This window comes from Streptomyces sp. NPDC043176, assembly GCF_056436715.1.
Genome location: NZ_JBWKCA010000030.1, coordinates 1 through 14928, shown reverse-complemented (window position 1 = coordinate 14928; position 14928 = coordinate 1). Strand labels below are relative to the sequence as shown.

Here is a 14928-nt window from a genome sequence, read left to right as displayed (position 1 = left end):
GCCGCAGGAACGGGGAGGCCCGGGGGCCGGGGCGGGTGTCGTACCGCCCCGGCCCCCGGGAGTCGTGCCGCGACGACGGCCGGGCCGGTTCGTCGTCGGGGACGGTCAGGAGTGCTCGTCCTCGGGGACGCTGACCAGCCAGCGGGTGTCCTTGCGGGGCCGCAGGTAGAGGGCCCAGTAGAGGGTGGCGACCGCCGTGATGCCCCCGGTCCACAGCAGGTACTGGGTCTCCTGCATGGAGAGCACGTAGGCCAGGACGCCGATGAGGAGCACCGGGACGGCCGGCCACAGCGGCATGCGCCACGCGGCGACCTCGCGGTGCGCGCCCCGGCGGCTGAACAGTGCCGCCACGGCGACGAGCAGGTACATGCCGGTGACGGAGACGCCGGTGACGCCGTAGAGGGTGTCGAGGTTGACGAAGCACAGGCCGGCGCCGGGGACGCCGACAAGCAGGGTGGCGACCCACGGGGAGCCGAACCGGCCCAGCCGGGACAGGGCGTTGTTGACGGGCTCGGGCCAGGCCTTGTCGCGGGCGGAGGCGAACAGCACGCGGGAGTTCTGGATGACCATGACGATGCCGGCGTTGACGATGGCCAGCGCGACGCAGAGGCTGATGAAGGTGCCGACGGCGGAGTTGGACCAGGCGGCGATCATGCCGCTGATGTCGCCGCCGGTGAGGGTCTCCAGGTCGCCGGCGCCGAGGGTGATGGCCACGACGGGCACCAGGATCACGACGGTGGAGATGGCCAGGGTGGCGAGGACGGTGCGGGCCACGCTCTTGCGCGGGTTCTCCAGTTCCTCGGAGAGGTAGACGGCGGTCGAGAAGCCCTGGGTGATGAAGAGGGCGATGGCGAGGCCGGAGACCACCATGGCGCCGGTGACGAGCGAGTGGGTGCCGCCCTCGCCGGCGACCTGGCCGTGGACGAGTGCGCCGACGCCCCGCTCCGAGTGGGAGAAGCCGAGGACGGCGACGATGCCGGCGGCGACGACCTCGAGGACGAGGAAGACGCCGGTGATCCAGGCGTTGGCGCGCAGGTCGAGCAGGCCCGCGAGGGTGGCGAGGAGCATCACGCCGGCGCCGGCGAGCGGGGCGGGGACGTGGACCAGGGGCGCCAGGTAGTCGGCGGTCCCCATGGCGATCACCGGTGGCACGATCATCACCACGAGCAGCGACAGGACGAAGACGAGCCATCCGGCCAGACGGCCCGCGAGGGTGGAGACGATGGCGTACTCGCCGCCCGCGCTCGGGATCAGGGTGCCCAGTTCGGAGTAGCAGAACGCCACGCCGATACAGAGCAGCGAGCCGATGGCGATGGTCAGCGCGGCGAAGGTGCCCACTCCGCCGAACAGGTCCGGTACGACGACGAACAGGGTGGAGGCGGGTGTCACGCACGACAGCGTGAGCAGGGTTCCCCCCACGACACCGATGGAGCGCTTGAGCTTCTGCGGCACGGGGCCGGTCTGCGGGGCCAACGCGTGCGGCGCGCTGAGGGTGTCGGTCATCAGACGGTTCCGATCGGTGAGCTGGGTGTGTCCGAGGGGGAGCGGTATCGCCTCCGGGGCGGCCGGTGAAAAGGGTGGGTCCGTGGCTCCCGGGCTGAATGGAAGCCTGGGCAGAACCGCAGGTCAATGGCTTGGAAGCTGCGGAATCCGTTGTTCCGACAGCCCCCGGGGGACCCTGGGGGCGTCAAGGTCGCGTCAAGAAGGCGAAAACGCCCCGTGCGGGAACCGCACCCCGCCCGCCTCGACTTTTCCCGCCCTTTACCGCCGCTGTCCGGCCTTCGGACACCCCGGCCGCGGCGGCACCGCTCCTACCGGCGAGTAGGGCCCCCGGTCGTCGCGGCGGCACCGTTTCCACCGACGAGTACGGCGCCGCCGGCCGTCGCGCCGGCCCCTCCACCGGCTGACGCCCCGCGCTCGCCCCGTGTCAGGGGGTGACGGTGACGGGCGGCGGTGTCCAGCGGCGGGTGCGGGGCGGGCCGGACGGCACGCCGTAGTCCTTCCTGAGGTGCTCGGGGATGGCGTAGTGCATCACGCGGCCGCGGGTGAGGGAGGACAGTTCGAGGACGGTGGTGAGGTGGCCGAGGCGGTCCAGGGCCCAGGCGCCGAGCGGGGAGTGGTCCTCGATGCTCTCCAGGACGCCGAGGAGGTGCGGGACGGCCTTGACGACCGTGTCCCAGCGGGTGCGGGGCACCTCGAGCCAGTCGGCGCAGGTGTCGCCGACGAGGTAGCGGATGAGCGACGAGACGATCGGGTCGAAGAGGGTGCCGGGCACCACCTCCTCGTACAGGTCGATCAGCTGCCGGGTCAGGTGGGCCCCCTCGGGTGAAGGACCCATGTGGCGCACCATGTACAGGTCGAGGAACCGGCGCGCCTCGTCGAGCGACTTCGGCACGGCCTCCTGGTCGACGCCGAGCATGGCGCCGACGACGCGCCAGGCGTAGGAGTACGCCTCCGCCCCCTCCGTCGACATGTGGATGCCGAGACGGTGCAGGCTGTCGAGGACGAGCATCGAGAAGAACATCTGCCCGCCGATCATGTCCTCCTGACAGATCGGCACCCCCAGCGAGGCGGTGTCCCAGCGGTTCTCGCGCTTGAGGTGGTGGCGGATGGAGGCGTGCAGCAGGCGGACCTTCTGCGCGGCGGGGATGAAGCGGCTGCCGGCCTCGAAGGCGTCGGGCTGCATGAGGTGGACGGTGAACTGGCCGGTCTCCGCCATGCGTTTGGACGGGTACTCGAGGCCGTGCGTCGCCGACAGCAGCTTCGCCACGTGCGGGACGACGTAGCAGGCGGGCATGGAGGCGAAGGAGAGGGCGGTGGAGATGTGCACGTTGTTGTCGATGAAGAACAGCCGGGCCTTCTCCATCTCGCCCCAGTCCACCCAGGCCGGCGGGGTGGCGGTGGCTTCGAGGTACTCGCGGGCGACGTCGGGCAGCCCGTCGGGCAGCGGGGACCCCGCGGTGGAGACGTACCGCATCAGGGTGTTGAACGTGCCGACCTCGCCGCGCTCGAAGAGCGTGGCGACGGTGGCGTCGGCGAGTTCGTCGCCGGTCTGCCGCAGGGCGTCCATCGACGCCTCGGTGTGGATCACGAGAACTCCTGGGGGTCGGTCCGTCAGTACCGGCGGACGGCCGCCGAGTGCGCCAGGGCGGTGAGCGCGGCGGCGGAAGCGGGTGGCAGGTTCAGCTCGTCGAGCGCGCGCAGGGATTCGTCGACCCGTGCGGTGATCATGGCCTCGACCCGTTCGGGGGCCTTCAGGCGCCGCATCACCTCGCGTACGGCCTCCGACGCGTCCCCGTCCGGGCCGGACCGGCCGAGCAGGTCGCGCAGCCGGTCGCGCTCCTCGTCCCCGGCGAGCCGCCAGGTCTCCGCGAGCAGGGCCGTCGGGCGGCGGCCGCGCACGTCGTCGGCGCCGGACTTCCCGGTGGTCGCCTCGTCGCCGAACAGGCCGAGCAGGTCGTCCCGCAGCTGGAACGCCTCTCCCAGCGGGAGGCCGTACGCGGAGTACCCCTCGCGCAGCCTCCCGCCCGCCCCGGCCAGGGCGCCGCCGATCAACAGCGGTTGCTCGACGGTGTACTTGGCGGTCTTGTAGCGGATCACCTTCAGCGAGGCGGTCGTGTCCGGGGCGGCTCCGGTGTGCAGGATCTCCAGGCACTCGCCCGCGATCAGGTCACGGGCGAGCGCGGCCCAGAGCGGACGGGCCCGGCCGAGGTGGGCGGCGGGCAGACCGCTGGTGACGAACAGCTGCCCGGCGAGCGACATGAGCAGGTCGCCGACGAGCATCGCGAGGGACCGGGCGCCCGCGGAGACCCGCGGGTGGTGCGTCACGGCGTCGCGCAGCGCCATGTGCACGGTGGGGCGGCCGTGACGCAGGGGGCTGTCGTCGATCAGGTCGTCGTGGACGACCGCCGCCGCGTGCACCAGCTCCATGGAGGCCGCCGCGCGCAGCATCGCCTCGCTGTCCGGCTGCCCGACCGCTCGCCAGCCCCAGTGGCAGAACGCCGCCCGCAGCCGCTTGCCGTCCGCGACGGCCGCCTCCACCTGCTCGGCCACCGGCCCCAGCGCGGGGTCGACCTCCACCAGCCGGTCGGCCTCCTCGGCCGCGTACCGCCGCAGCACCGCGTCCACGCGCGCCTTGAAGGCGGCGGCGTCCCACCGGTCAGGCACCGTCGCCGGCCCGTCGGGCGATCGCGTGCCGGGCGAGCACCTCCAGGTGCGGCGGGGGCGCCGACGCGTACCGGTCGAGCACGAGCCGACCGCGCGCCTCCAGGTCCCGCTCGGCGTCGGCCGCGACCTCGGCGGCGTCCGACCGTCTCAGCAGCCCCCGTACGATCCCGATCCCCGTGCCGACCGCCTCCACCGCCAGGTCGGCGAGACCCGCCGCCACCAGCACCACGCGCTCGTCCAGCCCCTCGCGGGATCCCGTTTCTCGCGTCACGCCCACTCCCCCACCCGCGGTCCGGCCGCGGTGTCGACATCAGTCCCCTCCAGGGTCGCGGCGGGGCGGCGACGGGCGCGGCGGAACTCACCAACGAGTGATCGACTCGTCGGCGCGTACGAGCGCCGACGCGCGCCCGCGCGTGGGCACGCGCGGGCGGAGTGCGCCCGCGCGTTCGGCGGGACCAATTCGGAAGGCCCTCTTGCCCGTTGGAACCTTCCTTCTAAGAATGCTCATGACAACCGAAGGATTTTCGGTTGCACGGTCCTCAGAGGGGAACCCCCACATGAACAAGCCTCTCGCCGGCGCCCTGCTCGCCCTGCTCCTGGCAGGCGCGACAGCGACCCCGGCCGCGGCCTCCATACCCCAGGAGACGGCCGCACAGGCTCCCGCCCCCACCACCCGGGTCCAGGCACCGGCCCCCGCGACGCAGGCCGCGGCCACCGTCGACTTCGCGGGCACGGTCGCGCTCAGCAACTGCTCCGGCTCCCTCGTCCGCGCGCCCGGCTCCCTGCCGAGCGACCCCGCGCTCGTCCTCTCCAACGGCCACTGCCTGGAGACCGGCTTCCCCGGGCCCGGCGAGGTCGTCAAGGACCAGCGGTCGAGCCGCTCGTTCTCCCTGCTCAACTCGGCCGGAACGAAGGTCGCGACGCTGCGGGCGAGCAAGATCGCCTACGCCACCATGACCGACACGGACATGTCGGTCTACCAGGTGACCAAGACCTACGCGCAGATCCAGAGCCAGTACGGCATCAGCCCCCTGACCCTCAACGACGCGCACCCCGTGCAGGGGACGTCGATCAAGGTGGTCTCCGGCTACTGGAAGCGGATCTACAGCTGTGACGTCGACGGCTTCGTCTACCGCCTCAAGGAGGGCGACTGGACCTGGAAGGACTCGGTCCGCTACACCTCCTCCTGCAACACCATCGGCGGCACCTCCGGCTCGCCCGTGATCGACACCACCACCGGCAAGGTCGTCGCCGTCAACAACACGGGCAACGAGAGCGGTGAGAGCTGCACCGTGAACAACCCGTGCGAGGTCGACCAGAACGGCCTCGTGACGGTCCGCCAGGGCATCAACTACGCCCAGCAGACCTACACGCTCGTCCCCTGCATCGGCCCCGGCAACGTGATCGACCTCAACCGCGCCGGCTGCGCGCTGCCCAAGCCGTGACGCCACCGCCCCGCCGGCCGCCGTCCGACGGCGGCGGCCGGCGGGGCGGCCCGCGCGATGCCCCGGCACCACTCACGTCCGGGTGAGTACGCGTACTCATCACGGGCGCCTCCCTCGCGGCGAGACTGTGCCCACCAGCGAGAGAGGCCGACGAACCATGCAGCAGACCCGACGCCCCCGACCGTTCCGTCCCCCGGCCGGCGAGACGTCCACCCGCCCCATCGCCCTCCCCGCACTCGTCGCCGGTGCCCTGGCGGCGGCCCTCCTCCTGACGGGCTGCGCGGGCCGGGAACGCGTCTGCGGCTCCGGCCACCACCCGGTCAAGGCGGTCGGCAACACCGACGGCCAGGACTGCGTCGCCGACGGCCAGGAGCCCCCGGAGGGCTATGTCCGCTACCCCGCCGGCATGGTCCCCGAACACGTCGGCGACAAGTGGGACCGCCACTGGGGCACGGTCGTCGTGGACGCCGAGGGCCGCCCGACACGGCCCTGACGCGCCGACGGGGCGTCCCGCCCGTCGGAGCGAGACCCTCGCTCCAAGGGGGAGGGGGCGGTCTCCGTCCCCCCGCGCCAAGCTACCTTGAACCCCGACGGCCATCACAAGTAGCCGCCAGAGCAAGGGGGTTGGGCACATGGTGTGGGATGCGGCGGATACGGCGCCCGTCAGCGGTGACGGGTTCGGGGACTACTACCGGGCGCATGCGGGGTCGCTCGTCGCCCTGTCGCTGCTGCGGGGCGCGGACCTGCTGGAGGCGGCACGGCGCGCCCAGGACTCCATGACGGTGGCCCGGCGATGGACGGACCTGCTGGACGCGAACGCGGCCGGGGCCGCGAAGGACACCAGGACCCCCGTGGTCACCGCGCAGGCGCTGCGGGCCTGGACGTGCCGGATGACCGTCGGCGGCGGCTGCGGAGCGTTCCGTCCGGCGCACGGGGCGGTGCCCGCACTCCTGGGGAGGGGCAGCACCGACGCCCTGGTACAGGTCCGGACGGTCGTGGCGCTCGCCCCGCTCAGCGAGTTGAACGAGCGTCAACTCGACGTCGTCACCTTTCGTCTGGCCGGGTGCGCGCCGGGAGCGATCGGGTACGAGCTTGGCCTGTCGATGCCCAAGGTGCACCGCACCCTGCGCCACGTCGGCAAGCTGCTCGCGGCGGAGCGGGAAGCATGGCAGGCCACGGGTGCCGAGGCGCCGGCGGAGCCCGAGGGGCCCGGGACGGCCCAGGGGTCCGGCGAGGCGGACGCCAGGTTCGCGGAACTGCTGGGCGAGCTGGCCGCCGCCCTGGATCCCGTCCTCGACCTGCGGGCCGGGCTGGACGAGGTCAGCGGCTCCACGGGCGCCGACGGGGCCACCGCTCGCCGCGCCCCCCTACCGCTGTGGAACCTCGGCACCCCGCTCCCCGTGCCACCCTTCGGCGCACCCGTGCCGCACTCGTTCGCCGCGCCCGTGCCCTCGGGGGTACGGGCGTACGCCGCCGGCCTCGCCCGGTGCGACGCGCAGGGCCGCGAGGCCGCGCTCGACGGGCTTCCCGCGGTCGAGCTGGCGGCCGTACGGCTCGGAGCGGTGTTCGCCCTTCAGGTGGAGCGGTTCCGGCGAAAGGCCGAGAGGTCCGGGACACGGACCGCCGGAGACGAGTTCCGGCGGGAGGACGCCCGGGCGTTCGCGGTCGCCCTGGCCCAGGACGCCGCGCTCGCCGCGCCGATGTTCGACGCGGTGAAGGACCTGGACGTCCCGCGCCGCGTCGGCTTCCTGGCGTCGGGCCTCGCCCATGACGACCCCTGGACGAACGAGGTCTCCTACGACGGGATCGAAGCCTCCCTCGCCCTGGCCCAGTTCCGGCGCGCGGCGGTGCGGACGGCGCTGCGCGCGTCGCACCGGCCGGGTGCGGCCACCTCCCCGCAGTCCGGCGGTCCGCTCGCCGAGGCCCTCACGCAGTCCCTGAGCGACACCCACCGGATGATCCGGCAGCTCGACGAACTGAACGGCGACCTCTCGCGTGCCGAGTCGACCCTGCCGGACGGCTACCCCGTCGACATGACCCGGGACTTCGACCTCCACGAGAGCTTCCACGCGGACCTGGCCCTCGGCATCGACGCCGTCCGGGAGGCCCTGGGGGGTGTCCTGCCCGGCTCCACTTCCCCTGCAGGCCCCGGGACCCCCTAGCCGACGCTCCCCCGCGTGTCAGTCCGCAATGTTCCGGGGTCTCCCGGACCCCGTCGCGTTGCTAGCGTCCAGGCCTGCCGGACGCACCGTCACGCATGCGACCTGGAGGTCACGTTGAGCGCGCAGCACCCCACCCGCAGGAACATCCTCAAGGCCGCCGGAGGCCTGTCGGCCGCGATGGCCGTGGGCGCCGGAGGCGTCCTCGGGGCGGCGGCCCCCGCGTCCGCCGCCGGCGACGGCTTCGGCCTGCGGATCGTCGACCGCAACGAGGCGGACCACCGCATGTGGTACTACCGGTTCCAGACGGACGCGATCGGCTGGAACCCCGGCGTCAACGTGCTCCTGCCCGACGACTACCACTGGAGCGGACGCAGGTACCCGGTGCTCTACCTGTTCCACGGCGGCGGGACCGACCAGGACTTCATCACCTTCGACCGCGAGGGCGTCCGCGACTGGACCGCGGGAAAGCCGATCATCGTCGTCATGCCCGACGGCGGACACGCGGGCTGGTACTCCAACCCCGTGAGCTCCAACGTCGGCCCGCGGAACTGGGAGCACTTCCACATCGCGCAGCTGCTGCCGTGGATCGAGGCGAACTTCCGCACGTACGCCGAGTACGACGGCCGTGCCGTGGCCGGCTTCTCCATGGGCGGCTTCGGCGCGCTGAAGTACGCCGCCAAGTACTACGGGCACTTCGCCTCGGTGAGCGCCCACTCCGGCCCCGCGAGCCTGCGCCGCGACAACGGCCTCGTCGGCCACTGGGCCAACGCCAGCGCGGCGGCCCTGGACCTGAACGGCGGCACGATCTACGGTGCTCCGTTCTGGGACGAGGCCCGGGTCAGCGCCGACAACCCGGTGCAGCGGATCGAGAGCTACCGCCACAAGCGCGTCTTCCTGGTGGCCGGCACCAGCCCGGACCCGATCAACTGGTTCGACACCGCGAACGAGACCCAGGTCCTCGCGGGCCAGCGCGAGTTCCGGTCCCTCCTGGGCAACGCGGGGATCCCGCACGAGTGGTACGAGCTGCCGGGCGGCCACTTCATCCGCCACGACATGATGCGGCGCGACATCGACGGCATCATCGGCCGGCTCCGCAAGGCGTGAGCGGCGCGCCCCGCAAGTCCCGTCCGTCCCGAGACGATCGAGGGGAGGAGCGTCCCGTGCCACCCGGACTCTCCCGCCGCGTGCTGGGCCGCGTCCTCGCGGCGGCAGCCGTACTCCTGCCGGCACTGGTGGCCGCGGCCCCGGCCACCGCCGGGACCTCCGCGGCCACCGGCCCCGTCCTCGCGTGCCCGACCGCGGGTTTCGTGAGCCAGCCCTTCCACGCGGGCCACAACGGCGTCGACATCGCCAACGACGTCGGGACGCCCATTTACGCCGTCGCCGACGGCGAGGTGACCATCTCCGGGTACACCGGCGACTACGGCCAGTGGATCCGCGTGCGGCACCCGGACGGCCGGACCTCCGAGTACGGGCACATGTCCCGGCGGGACGTCGTGGTCGGCGACCGCGTGGTGGCCGGCCGGCAGATCGCCCTGATGGGCGCCGAGGGAAACTCGGACGGCCCCCACCTGCACCTGCGGATCTGGGGTGACCCGTCCCTCTCGTACGGCATCGACCCCGAGGTCTATCTGGCGGAGGGCGGCGTGGTCCTGCCCTGCGTCCCGGGCAGCGGTCCGCGGCCCGTGCCGCCGGTGTACCCGGCGGAGTCGGGGCGGGTGGTGGCGGCGCGGTCCGCTGACGGCCGCCTGGAGGTTTTCTCCGCCGGAGCGGACGGGGTCCACCACGCCTGGCAGCGGGAGGCGAACCGCGACTGGTCGGAGTGGGAGGCACTCGGCGGGCCCCGTGACGCCTCACTGGCCATCGCGCCCGACGCGGACGGCCGTCTGGAGATGTTCGCGATCGACGGGAGCGCCTTCCGGCACCGCTACCAGCTCTCCCCGTCGGGCGCCTGGTCGGGCTGGGAGGACTTCGGCGGCGGCGGCCACGACATCGCGGCCGGTGCGAACGCCGACGGCCGCATCGAGGTCTTCGCCTCGGGACCGGCCGGCGTGTTCCACCGGTACCAACTCGCTCCCAACGGCGGCTGGTCCGCCTGGGAGGCGACGGGCGGCGGTCCCGCCGACAGCCGTGTCGAGATGGAGAAGTCGCCCGACGGCCGTCTCGAGGTGTTCGCGCTCAACGGCCGCTCCTTCCAGCACCTTTACCAGACCGCGCCGAGCGGCGGCTGGTCCGCCTGGGGCGACTTCGGCGGCGGTGGTCACGACCTCACCGTCGATCACACCGCCGACGGCCGGATCGAGGTGTTCGCCTCCGGACCGATCGGGATCTTCCACAAGTACCAGACGAGTCGTACGAGTTGGTCGGGCTGGGAAGAGACGGGCGGCCCCGCGGACGCGCAGCTCAGCAGCGAGCGCACGGCCGACGGCCGCGTCGAGGTCTTCGCCATGAACGGCCATACGGCCGTGCACGCCTGGCAGACCGGGGTGAACGCGTCCTACGGCGCGTGGGAACCCTTCGGCGGGGGCGGCACCGAGGTCACCGCCGCCTCCAATGCCGACGGCCGCATCGAGGTCTTCGGCACCAACCCCACCGGCACGTTCCACAGCTGGCAGACCGGCTTCGCGGCCTGGTCCCCCTGGGGCTGGGTCAACAGCACCGCGGGGCCCGGCCTCGGCTGACGGGATCCCCGGCCCTGGCCTCGACTGAGGGGATCCCGGGCCCCGGCCTCGCGTGCCGGGCCCGGGTGCCCCCACCCTCGGTCCCCGGCCTCAGCCCTGGGTCCCCGGCCCCGACCCTGGCCCCCGGCCGCCGGCACCCCGGCCCCGGCCCCCTGCTTCCTGGAGGGACTCATGCTTCCGATCAGCAGAAGGAACCTGCTCCGGGGCGCCGCCGGCGCGGGCGCGCTCTCGGTCGCCGGAGCCGCCCGCGCGGTGGCCGTCGGCACCGTCCCGCCCCCGCGATGGGTCGGCGCGGGCCCGTTCGCCCGCGTGTACGACCCGTCCACCGTCGGGGGACCGCGCTACCTCAACGACCACACGCTGATCAGGGCCCAGGGCCGCTGGCACCTGTTCGGCATCGTCGGGGACGCCGCACCGCCCGGCGAGGCACCGGACAGCGCGGCGGAGATCTCCTTCGCCCACGCCTCGGCGCCGGCCCCGTACGGTCCCTGGACCACCCACGCCGACGCGCTGACCGTCGATCCGTCGTACTTCGGCGAGGAGCACCTCTGGGCGCCGCACGTCATCGAGGCGGGCGGCGGGTTCCTGATGTTCTACGCCGCGGGGGGCGCGAGCGGCGCCGCGATCAACCTGGCCACGTCGACCGACCTGTTCACCTGGACCCGCGAGCCGTCGGGGCCGCTGTTCCGGGGGCTCGCGGCCCGTGACCCCATGGTCGTGCGGGTCGGCGGCGAGTGGGTCATGTACTACACCGAGCTGTCGGGCGCGGGCGGTCACCACGTCGTGGCGTACCGCAGGTCCGCCGATCTGGTGCGCTGGAGCGAGCCGGGCGTGGCCTTCACCGACGCGAGCACCGACGCGACCGTCTCGGTCACGGAGTCCGCGTACGTCGTCGAACGGGACGGCTGGTACTACCTGTTCATCGGCCCGCGCAACGGCTACGAGGGCACCGACGTCCTGGTCTCGCGCGACCCGTTCCACTTCGACCTCACCGGCCGCTCGGGGCACGTCCCCGGGCACGCGGTGGAGGTGTTCGCCGACGGGGAGGCCTGGTACGCGAGCGCCGCGGGCTGGTTCGAGCAGGGCCTGCACCTCGCTCCCCTCCAGTGGCGGGACACGCCACCGCCCTGGCAGAGCCCGGACAATCCGGTGGCGGGCCTCGACGTGGCGGGCCGGCTCACGGTGTTCGCGCTCGACGCCGCCGACCGCTCGATGCTGCGGCGCGTCCAACTGGCCCCGGACACCGACGCCTGGTCGGAGTGGGAGGCCTTCGGAGGGCCGGCCGGCGCGGTTCCCACGCTGGGACGGAACGCCGACGGCCGCCTGGAGGTGTTCTCGCTCGCCCCGGGCGGCGTGAACCTGCACCACCGCGCCCAGCGGCCGGACGGCGGCTGGTACGGCTGGGAGGAGTTCGGCGGTCCGGCCGGCGCCGCCCCCGCCGTGGCCCGCGGCGCCGAGGGGCGTCTGGAGGTCTTCGCGTCGAGCCCCGGCGCCTCCTCGTTCGCGCGGCGGCGCCAGCGGTCGCCCGGCTCGACGGCCTGGGACGCGTGGGAGCCGGGCTTCGGCGGAGCCGCGGGCGCGCCGCCGGTGGCGGCGGCCAACGCGGACGGCCGGTTGGAGGTGTTCGTCCTGGCCTCCGGCGGCGCCGGGGTCCGTCACCGCTGGCAGGAGTCCCCCGGCGGCGCCTGGACCGGCGCGTGGCACGCCTTCGGCACGGCTGCCGGGGCCGCGCCGCGGGCGGCCCGGGACGGCAGCGGCCGGCTCACCGTCGCCGCGATCGGCCCGTCCGGCGTGGGGACGTTCGCACGGCGCCAGAGCGTGCCGAGCGGCGGCTGGGACGGATGGCAGCCGCTGTTCGACTGGAGTGCCGCCGCCCCGGCGTTCGCCGCCGACGCGGACGGCCGTCTGGAGGCGTTCTCCCTCAGCCCCGGCGGGGCCCGGCTCGTGCACCGCCGGCAGAACTCGCCGGGCGGCGGCTGGGATCCCGTCGCCGAGTTCGGCGAATCCGGCGTCAGGCTCGCGGCCGCCCCGTCGGCCGCCCTCGACTCCACCGGGCGGATCCACGTCTTCGCCGTCACGCCGGGGGGCCTGGTGCGGACCCGGGTCCAGGCGTGGCCCAGCGGCGGCTGGCGTCCGTGGGCGGCCTTCGGTGACCGTCCGGTCGTGCCCGTCGTGTCGGGGAGTCCCGCACTCTGAGTGCGCGCGGCGCGGCGCTCCGTACGGATCGCGCCAAGTAGGAGGAGCGAAGAGGAGGTTCGCCGCCCTCACGAACCTCCCCGGATCGCCCCTTACCGCCCTGCGGACGTGGTGACCTTGCCCACCTTGTGCGGGGGCGTCCGTCCGTCCGCGCCCGCGGCCCGGGGGTGCGCGGCAGCGGCTCACGGTCGGGGACCGCGCCGGGCCGCCCTGCCGCGCCGCACACCGGGGGGCGGGGGGCGCCGGTGGTCGCAGACGGCGGCAATCGACACCAAATCGCCGTCGTCGCACGGCGATGGGGTGGCCTGGGTCACAAGCCGGTGCTACCCCTCGGTAGGCGAGGTCGCGGGTCCCGTGGAGGGCGTCGGGGAAGTGTTGCGCTCCCCGGGGCGGAGGCCCGCCGGCGACCCCGGCGGCACCCGGCCGAAGTGGCCGAAGCACGCCGGTGAACTCCCCTGACCCGTCAGTATCGTTCCTCGTCCGACAACCGTGACGGGACGAAGAGGGGGAAGGACCGCGATGACGCCGCGCGACGCCGGCGACACCACGGAGCACGACCGCACGGCCCTGCTCCCGCCCGGCTACCGGGTGGGCGACTGGGTGGTCACCGAGCTGATCGGCGCCGGAGGCTGGTCCACGGTGTACGCGGCACGGGCGGCCGAGGCCGCTGGGAGCCGTCCGGTCCGGGACCGGGCGGGCCGGTCGCCGGGGAGCGACGACGTGGCGCTCAAGGTCATGCCGACGGCCGGGCTGGCACCCCGGCAGGCGCGCAGGATCGTGGAGTCCGCCCGGCGCGAGGTCGAACTCGGGCGCAGGGCCGGTCATCCCCGGCTGATCGGCCTGCGGGAGTCCTTCGTCCTCTCCGCGCCGGACCTGCCCGCGGTGGACGGCGCGATCGTGCTGGTCATGGAGCGGGCCGCCGGCTCCCTGCGCGAACTCCTCGACGCGGGGGTGTCCGAGGGCGAGCGCGGCGGCCTCGTCGCGGGGATCTGCGAGGGGCTCGCCCACCTCCACCGGTCGGGCTGGGTGCACGCCGACCTCAAGCCGGAGAACGTGCTGCTCGGCCGGGACGGTTCCGTGCGGCTCTCGGACTTCGGCCTCGCCACCGAACTGACCGGGACGCACGGGTACGTGCCTCCCCTCGGCACTCTGGACTACCTCCCGCCCGAGCGCTGGCGGGCGCCGCTCGGGGAGCTCGGCGTGGAGGTCCGCCCGAGTGCGGACATCTGGGCGCTGGGTGTCGTCATCCACGAGGTGTTCGCCGGCGGTGCCTCGCCGTTTCCCGGCGCTACGCCGCTGGCCCGGGGCGCCGCCGTGCAGGAGTACGGCGAGGGGCGGGCGCCGCTGCGCATGGACCTCGCGGTGCCGCCGTTCTGGCGCGCGCTGGCCGCCGACTGCCTGGCGCCGACGCACGCGGCGCGCGCCCCGCACACGGCCGAGAGCCTGCTCGCCCGCATCGCCGCGCACGAGGGGACGCGCGGCACCCGGGTGCGAGGGGCGCGGAGCCGGGCCCGGAGCGCGGTCCTCGCCGGACTGCTCTGCGCGGGCGTCGGCGCGACCCTGTGGTCGGACGCGGTACGGGAGGGCGGGCCGCCGGGTCCGGGCCGTGCGGGCGCGACCGCCGGCACGGTCCGGGTGTTCAACGCGGAGCGGGGCTGCCAGGACCGGGCCGACCGGGACCCGCAGTGCAGTCTGGGGCTGGCGATCGATCCGCTGCGGCCGTACGCCGTGGGAAACGTCGTACCGACGCGGGTGTGGCACGGCGACGAGCTCACGGCCGACTGCCGGCTGTCCGACGGCCAGCCGGTCATCGACGAGGAGGACCTCCAGTCCACCCTCTGGTTCCGCGTCCGTCTCCCCCGGGGTTCGGCGTACCCCGCCGCCTGGCTCCCCGCCGTGCGCACGAAGGACCGGCCGGCGCTGCCGGGGTGCCCCCGTCCCAGGTCCGCGCGCTGACGGCCCCCGGTGAGCGGCGTACCGGTCACCGGGGGCGTCGCGGACCCTGGGCGGACGGGCCCGCGGGGTCTTTTCCTAGTCGATCGCCGGGCCCGGGCCGTTCAGCCAGCCCCAGTTCGCCCAGGTGGAGAAGCCGGTCTGCCAGCGGTGGTAGACGCCGGCGTGGCTGGTGCCGAAGACCTCGATGCGGCCGTCGGCGTTGTGGGCCGCGCCGATCTCGGTGCCACCGCCGCCGAAGTCCTCCCAGGCGGTGTACGGGGCGTTGGGGCCGGTCTGCCAGGCGTGGCTCGCGGTGGTGGCGTTGATCGCGAAGACCTCGAC

Annotated in this window: 12 protein-coding genes; 7 read left to right on the top strand and 5 right to left on the bottom strand. The window is 74.1% G+C overall.

Features of this window, described 5'->3' with window-relative positions:
- Window positions 1–105 precede the first annotated feature (105 nt).
- The 4 genes from AC067A_RS33240 to AC067A_RS33225 all read right to left on the bottom strand — a co-directional run bounded on the left by AC067A_RS33240 (window position 106) and on the right by AC067A_RS33225 (window position 4438).
- Entirely contained in the window at window positions 106–1503 is a 1398-nt protein-coding gene (locus AC067A_RS33240) for an APC family permease (RefSeq protein WP_479246755.1), read from the bottom strand.
- A 424-nt stretch (window positions 1504–1927) separates the two neighbouring features.
- Window positions 1928–3091, bottom strand: a complete 1164-nt coding sequence (locus tag AC067A_RS33235) for an oxygenase MpaB family protein (RefSeq protein ID WP_479246753.1) — start codon at window positions 3089–3091, stop codon at window positions 1928–1930.
- Window positions 3092–3114: 23 nt separating this feature from the next.
- The gene (locus tag AC067A_RS33230; protein ID WP_479246752.1) at window positions 3115–4167 is read right to left on the bottom strand and encodes a polyprenyl synthetase family protein; all 1053 of its coding nucleotides are present in this window, start codon (window positions 4165–4167) and stop codon (window positions 3115–3117) included.
- Window positions 4160–4438 carry a polyprenyl synthetase gene (locus AC067A_RS33225; RefSeq protein ID WP_479246751.1) on the bottom strand — a complete coding sequence of 93 codons (279 nt, stop codon included), beginning with the start codon at window positions 4436–4438 and terminating at the stop codon, window positions 4160–4162. The genes AC067A_RS33230 and AC067A_RS33225 overlap by 8 nt, the downstream gene beginning before the upstream one ends.
- 286 nt (window positions 4439–4724) lie before the next feature.
- Between AC067A_RS33225 and AC067A_RS33220 the strand changes: the two genes are divergently transcribed.
- The 7 genes from AC067A_RS33220 (at window position 4725) to AC067A_RS33190 (ending at window position 14607) form a co-directional block, all read left to right on the top strand.
- Complete coding sequence (locus AC067A_RS33220) at window positions 4725–5612, top strand: S1 family peptidase (RefSeq protein ID WP_479246749.1); 888 nt, start codon at window positions 4725–4727, stop codon at window positions 5610–5612.
- Between the two features lie 157 nt (window positions 5613–5769).
- Complete coding sequence (locus AC067A_RS33215) at window positions 5770–6105, top strand: SCO0607 family lipoprotein (protein WP_479246748.1); 336 nt, start codon at window positions 5770–5772, stop codon at window positions 6103–6105.
- Window positions 6106–6244: 139 nt separating this feature from the next.
- Window positions 6245–7774 (top strand): hypothetical protein, encoded by a 1530-nt coding sequence (locus AC067A_RS33210; RefSeq protein WP_479246747.1) that lies wholly within the window; start codon window positions 6245–6247, stop codon window positions 7772–7774.
- A 114-nt stretch (window positions 7775–7888) separates the two neighbouring features.
- A complete protein-coding gene (locus AC067A_RS33205; RefSeq protein WP_479246745.1) occupies window positions 7889–8878 on the top strand; it encodes an alpha/beta hydrolase in 990 nt (329 codons plus the stop codon).
- 56 nt (window positions 8879–8934) lie between these two features.
- Window positions 8935–10455, top strand: coding sequence for a DUF8189 domain-containing protein (locus AC067A_RS33200; RefSeq protein ID WP_479246743.1), 1521 nt, complete (start codon window positions 8935–8937; stop codon window positions 10453–10455).
- Window positions 10456–10626: 171 nt separating this feature from the next.
- Window positions 10627–12651, top strand: coding sequence for a DUF8189 domain-containing protein (locus tag AC067A_RS33195; protein ID WP_479246741.1), 2025 nt, complete (start codon window positions 10627–10629; stop codon window positions 12649–12651).
- Between the two features lie 519 nt (window positions 12652–13170).
- The gene (locus tag AC067A_RS33190) at window positions 13171–14607 is read left to right on the top strand and encodes a serine/threonine-protein kinase (RefSeq protein ID WP_479246739.1); all 1437 of its coding nucleotides are present in this window, start codon (window positions 13171–13173) and stop codon (window positions 14605–14607) included.
- Between the two features lie 75 nt (window positions 14608–14682).
- Here AC067A_RS33190 and AC067A_RS33185 read toward each other — a convergent pair.
- Window positions 14683–14928 (bottom strand): DUF8189 domain-containing protein (locus AC067A_RS33185; protein ID WP_479246737.1); only part of this gene is annotated, 246 nt, incomplete at its 5' end.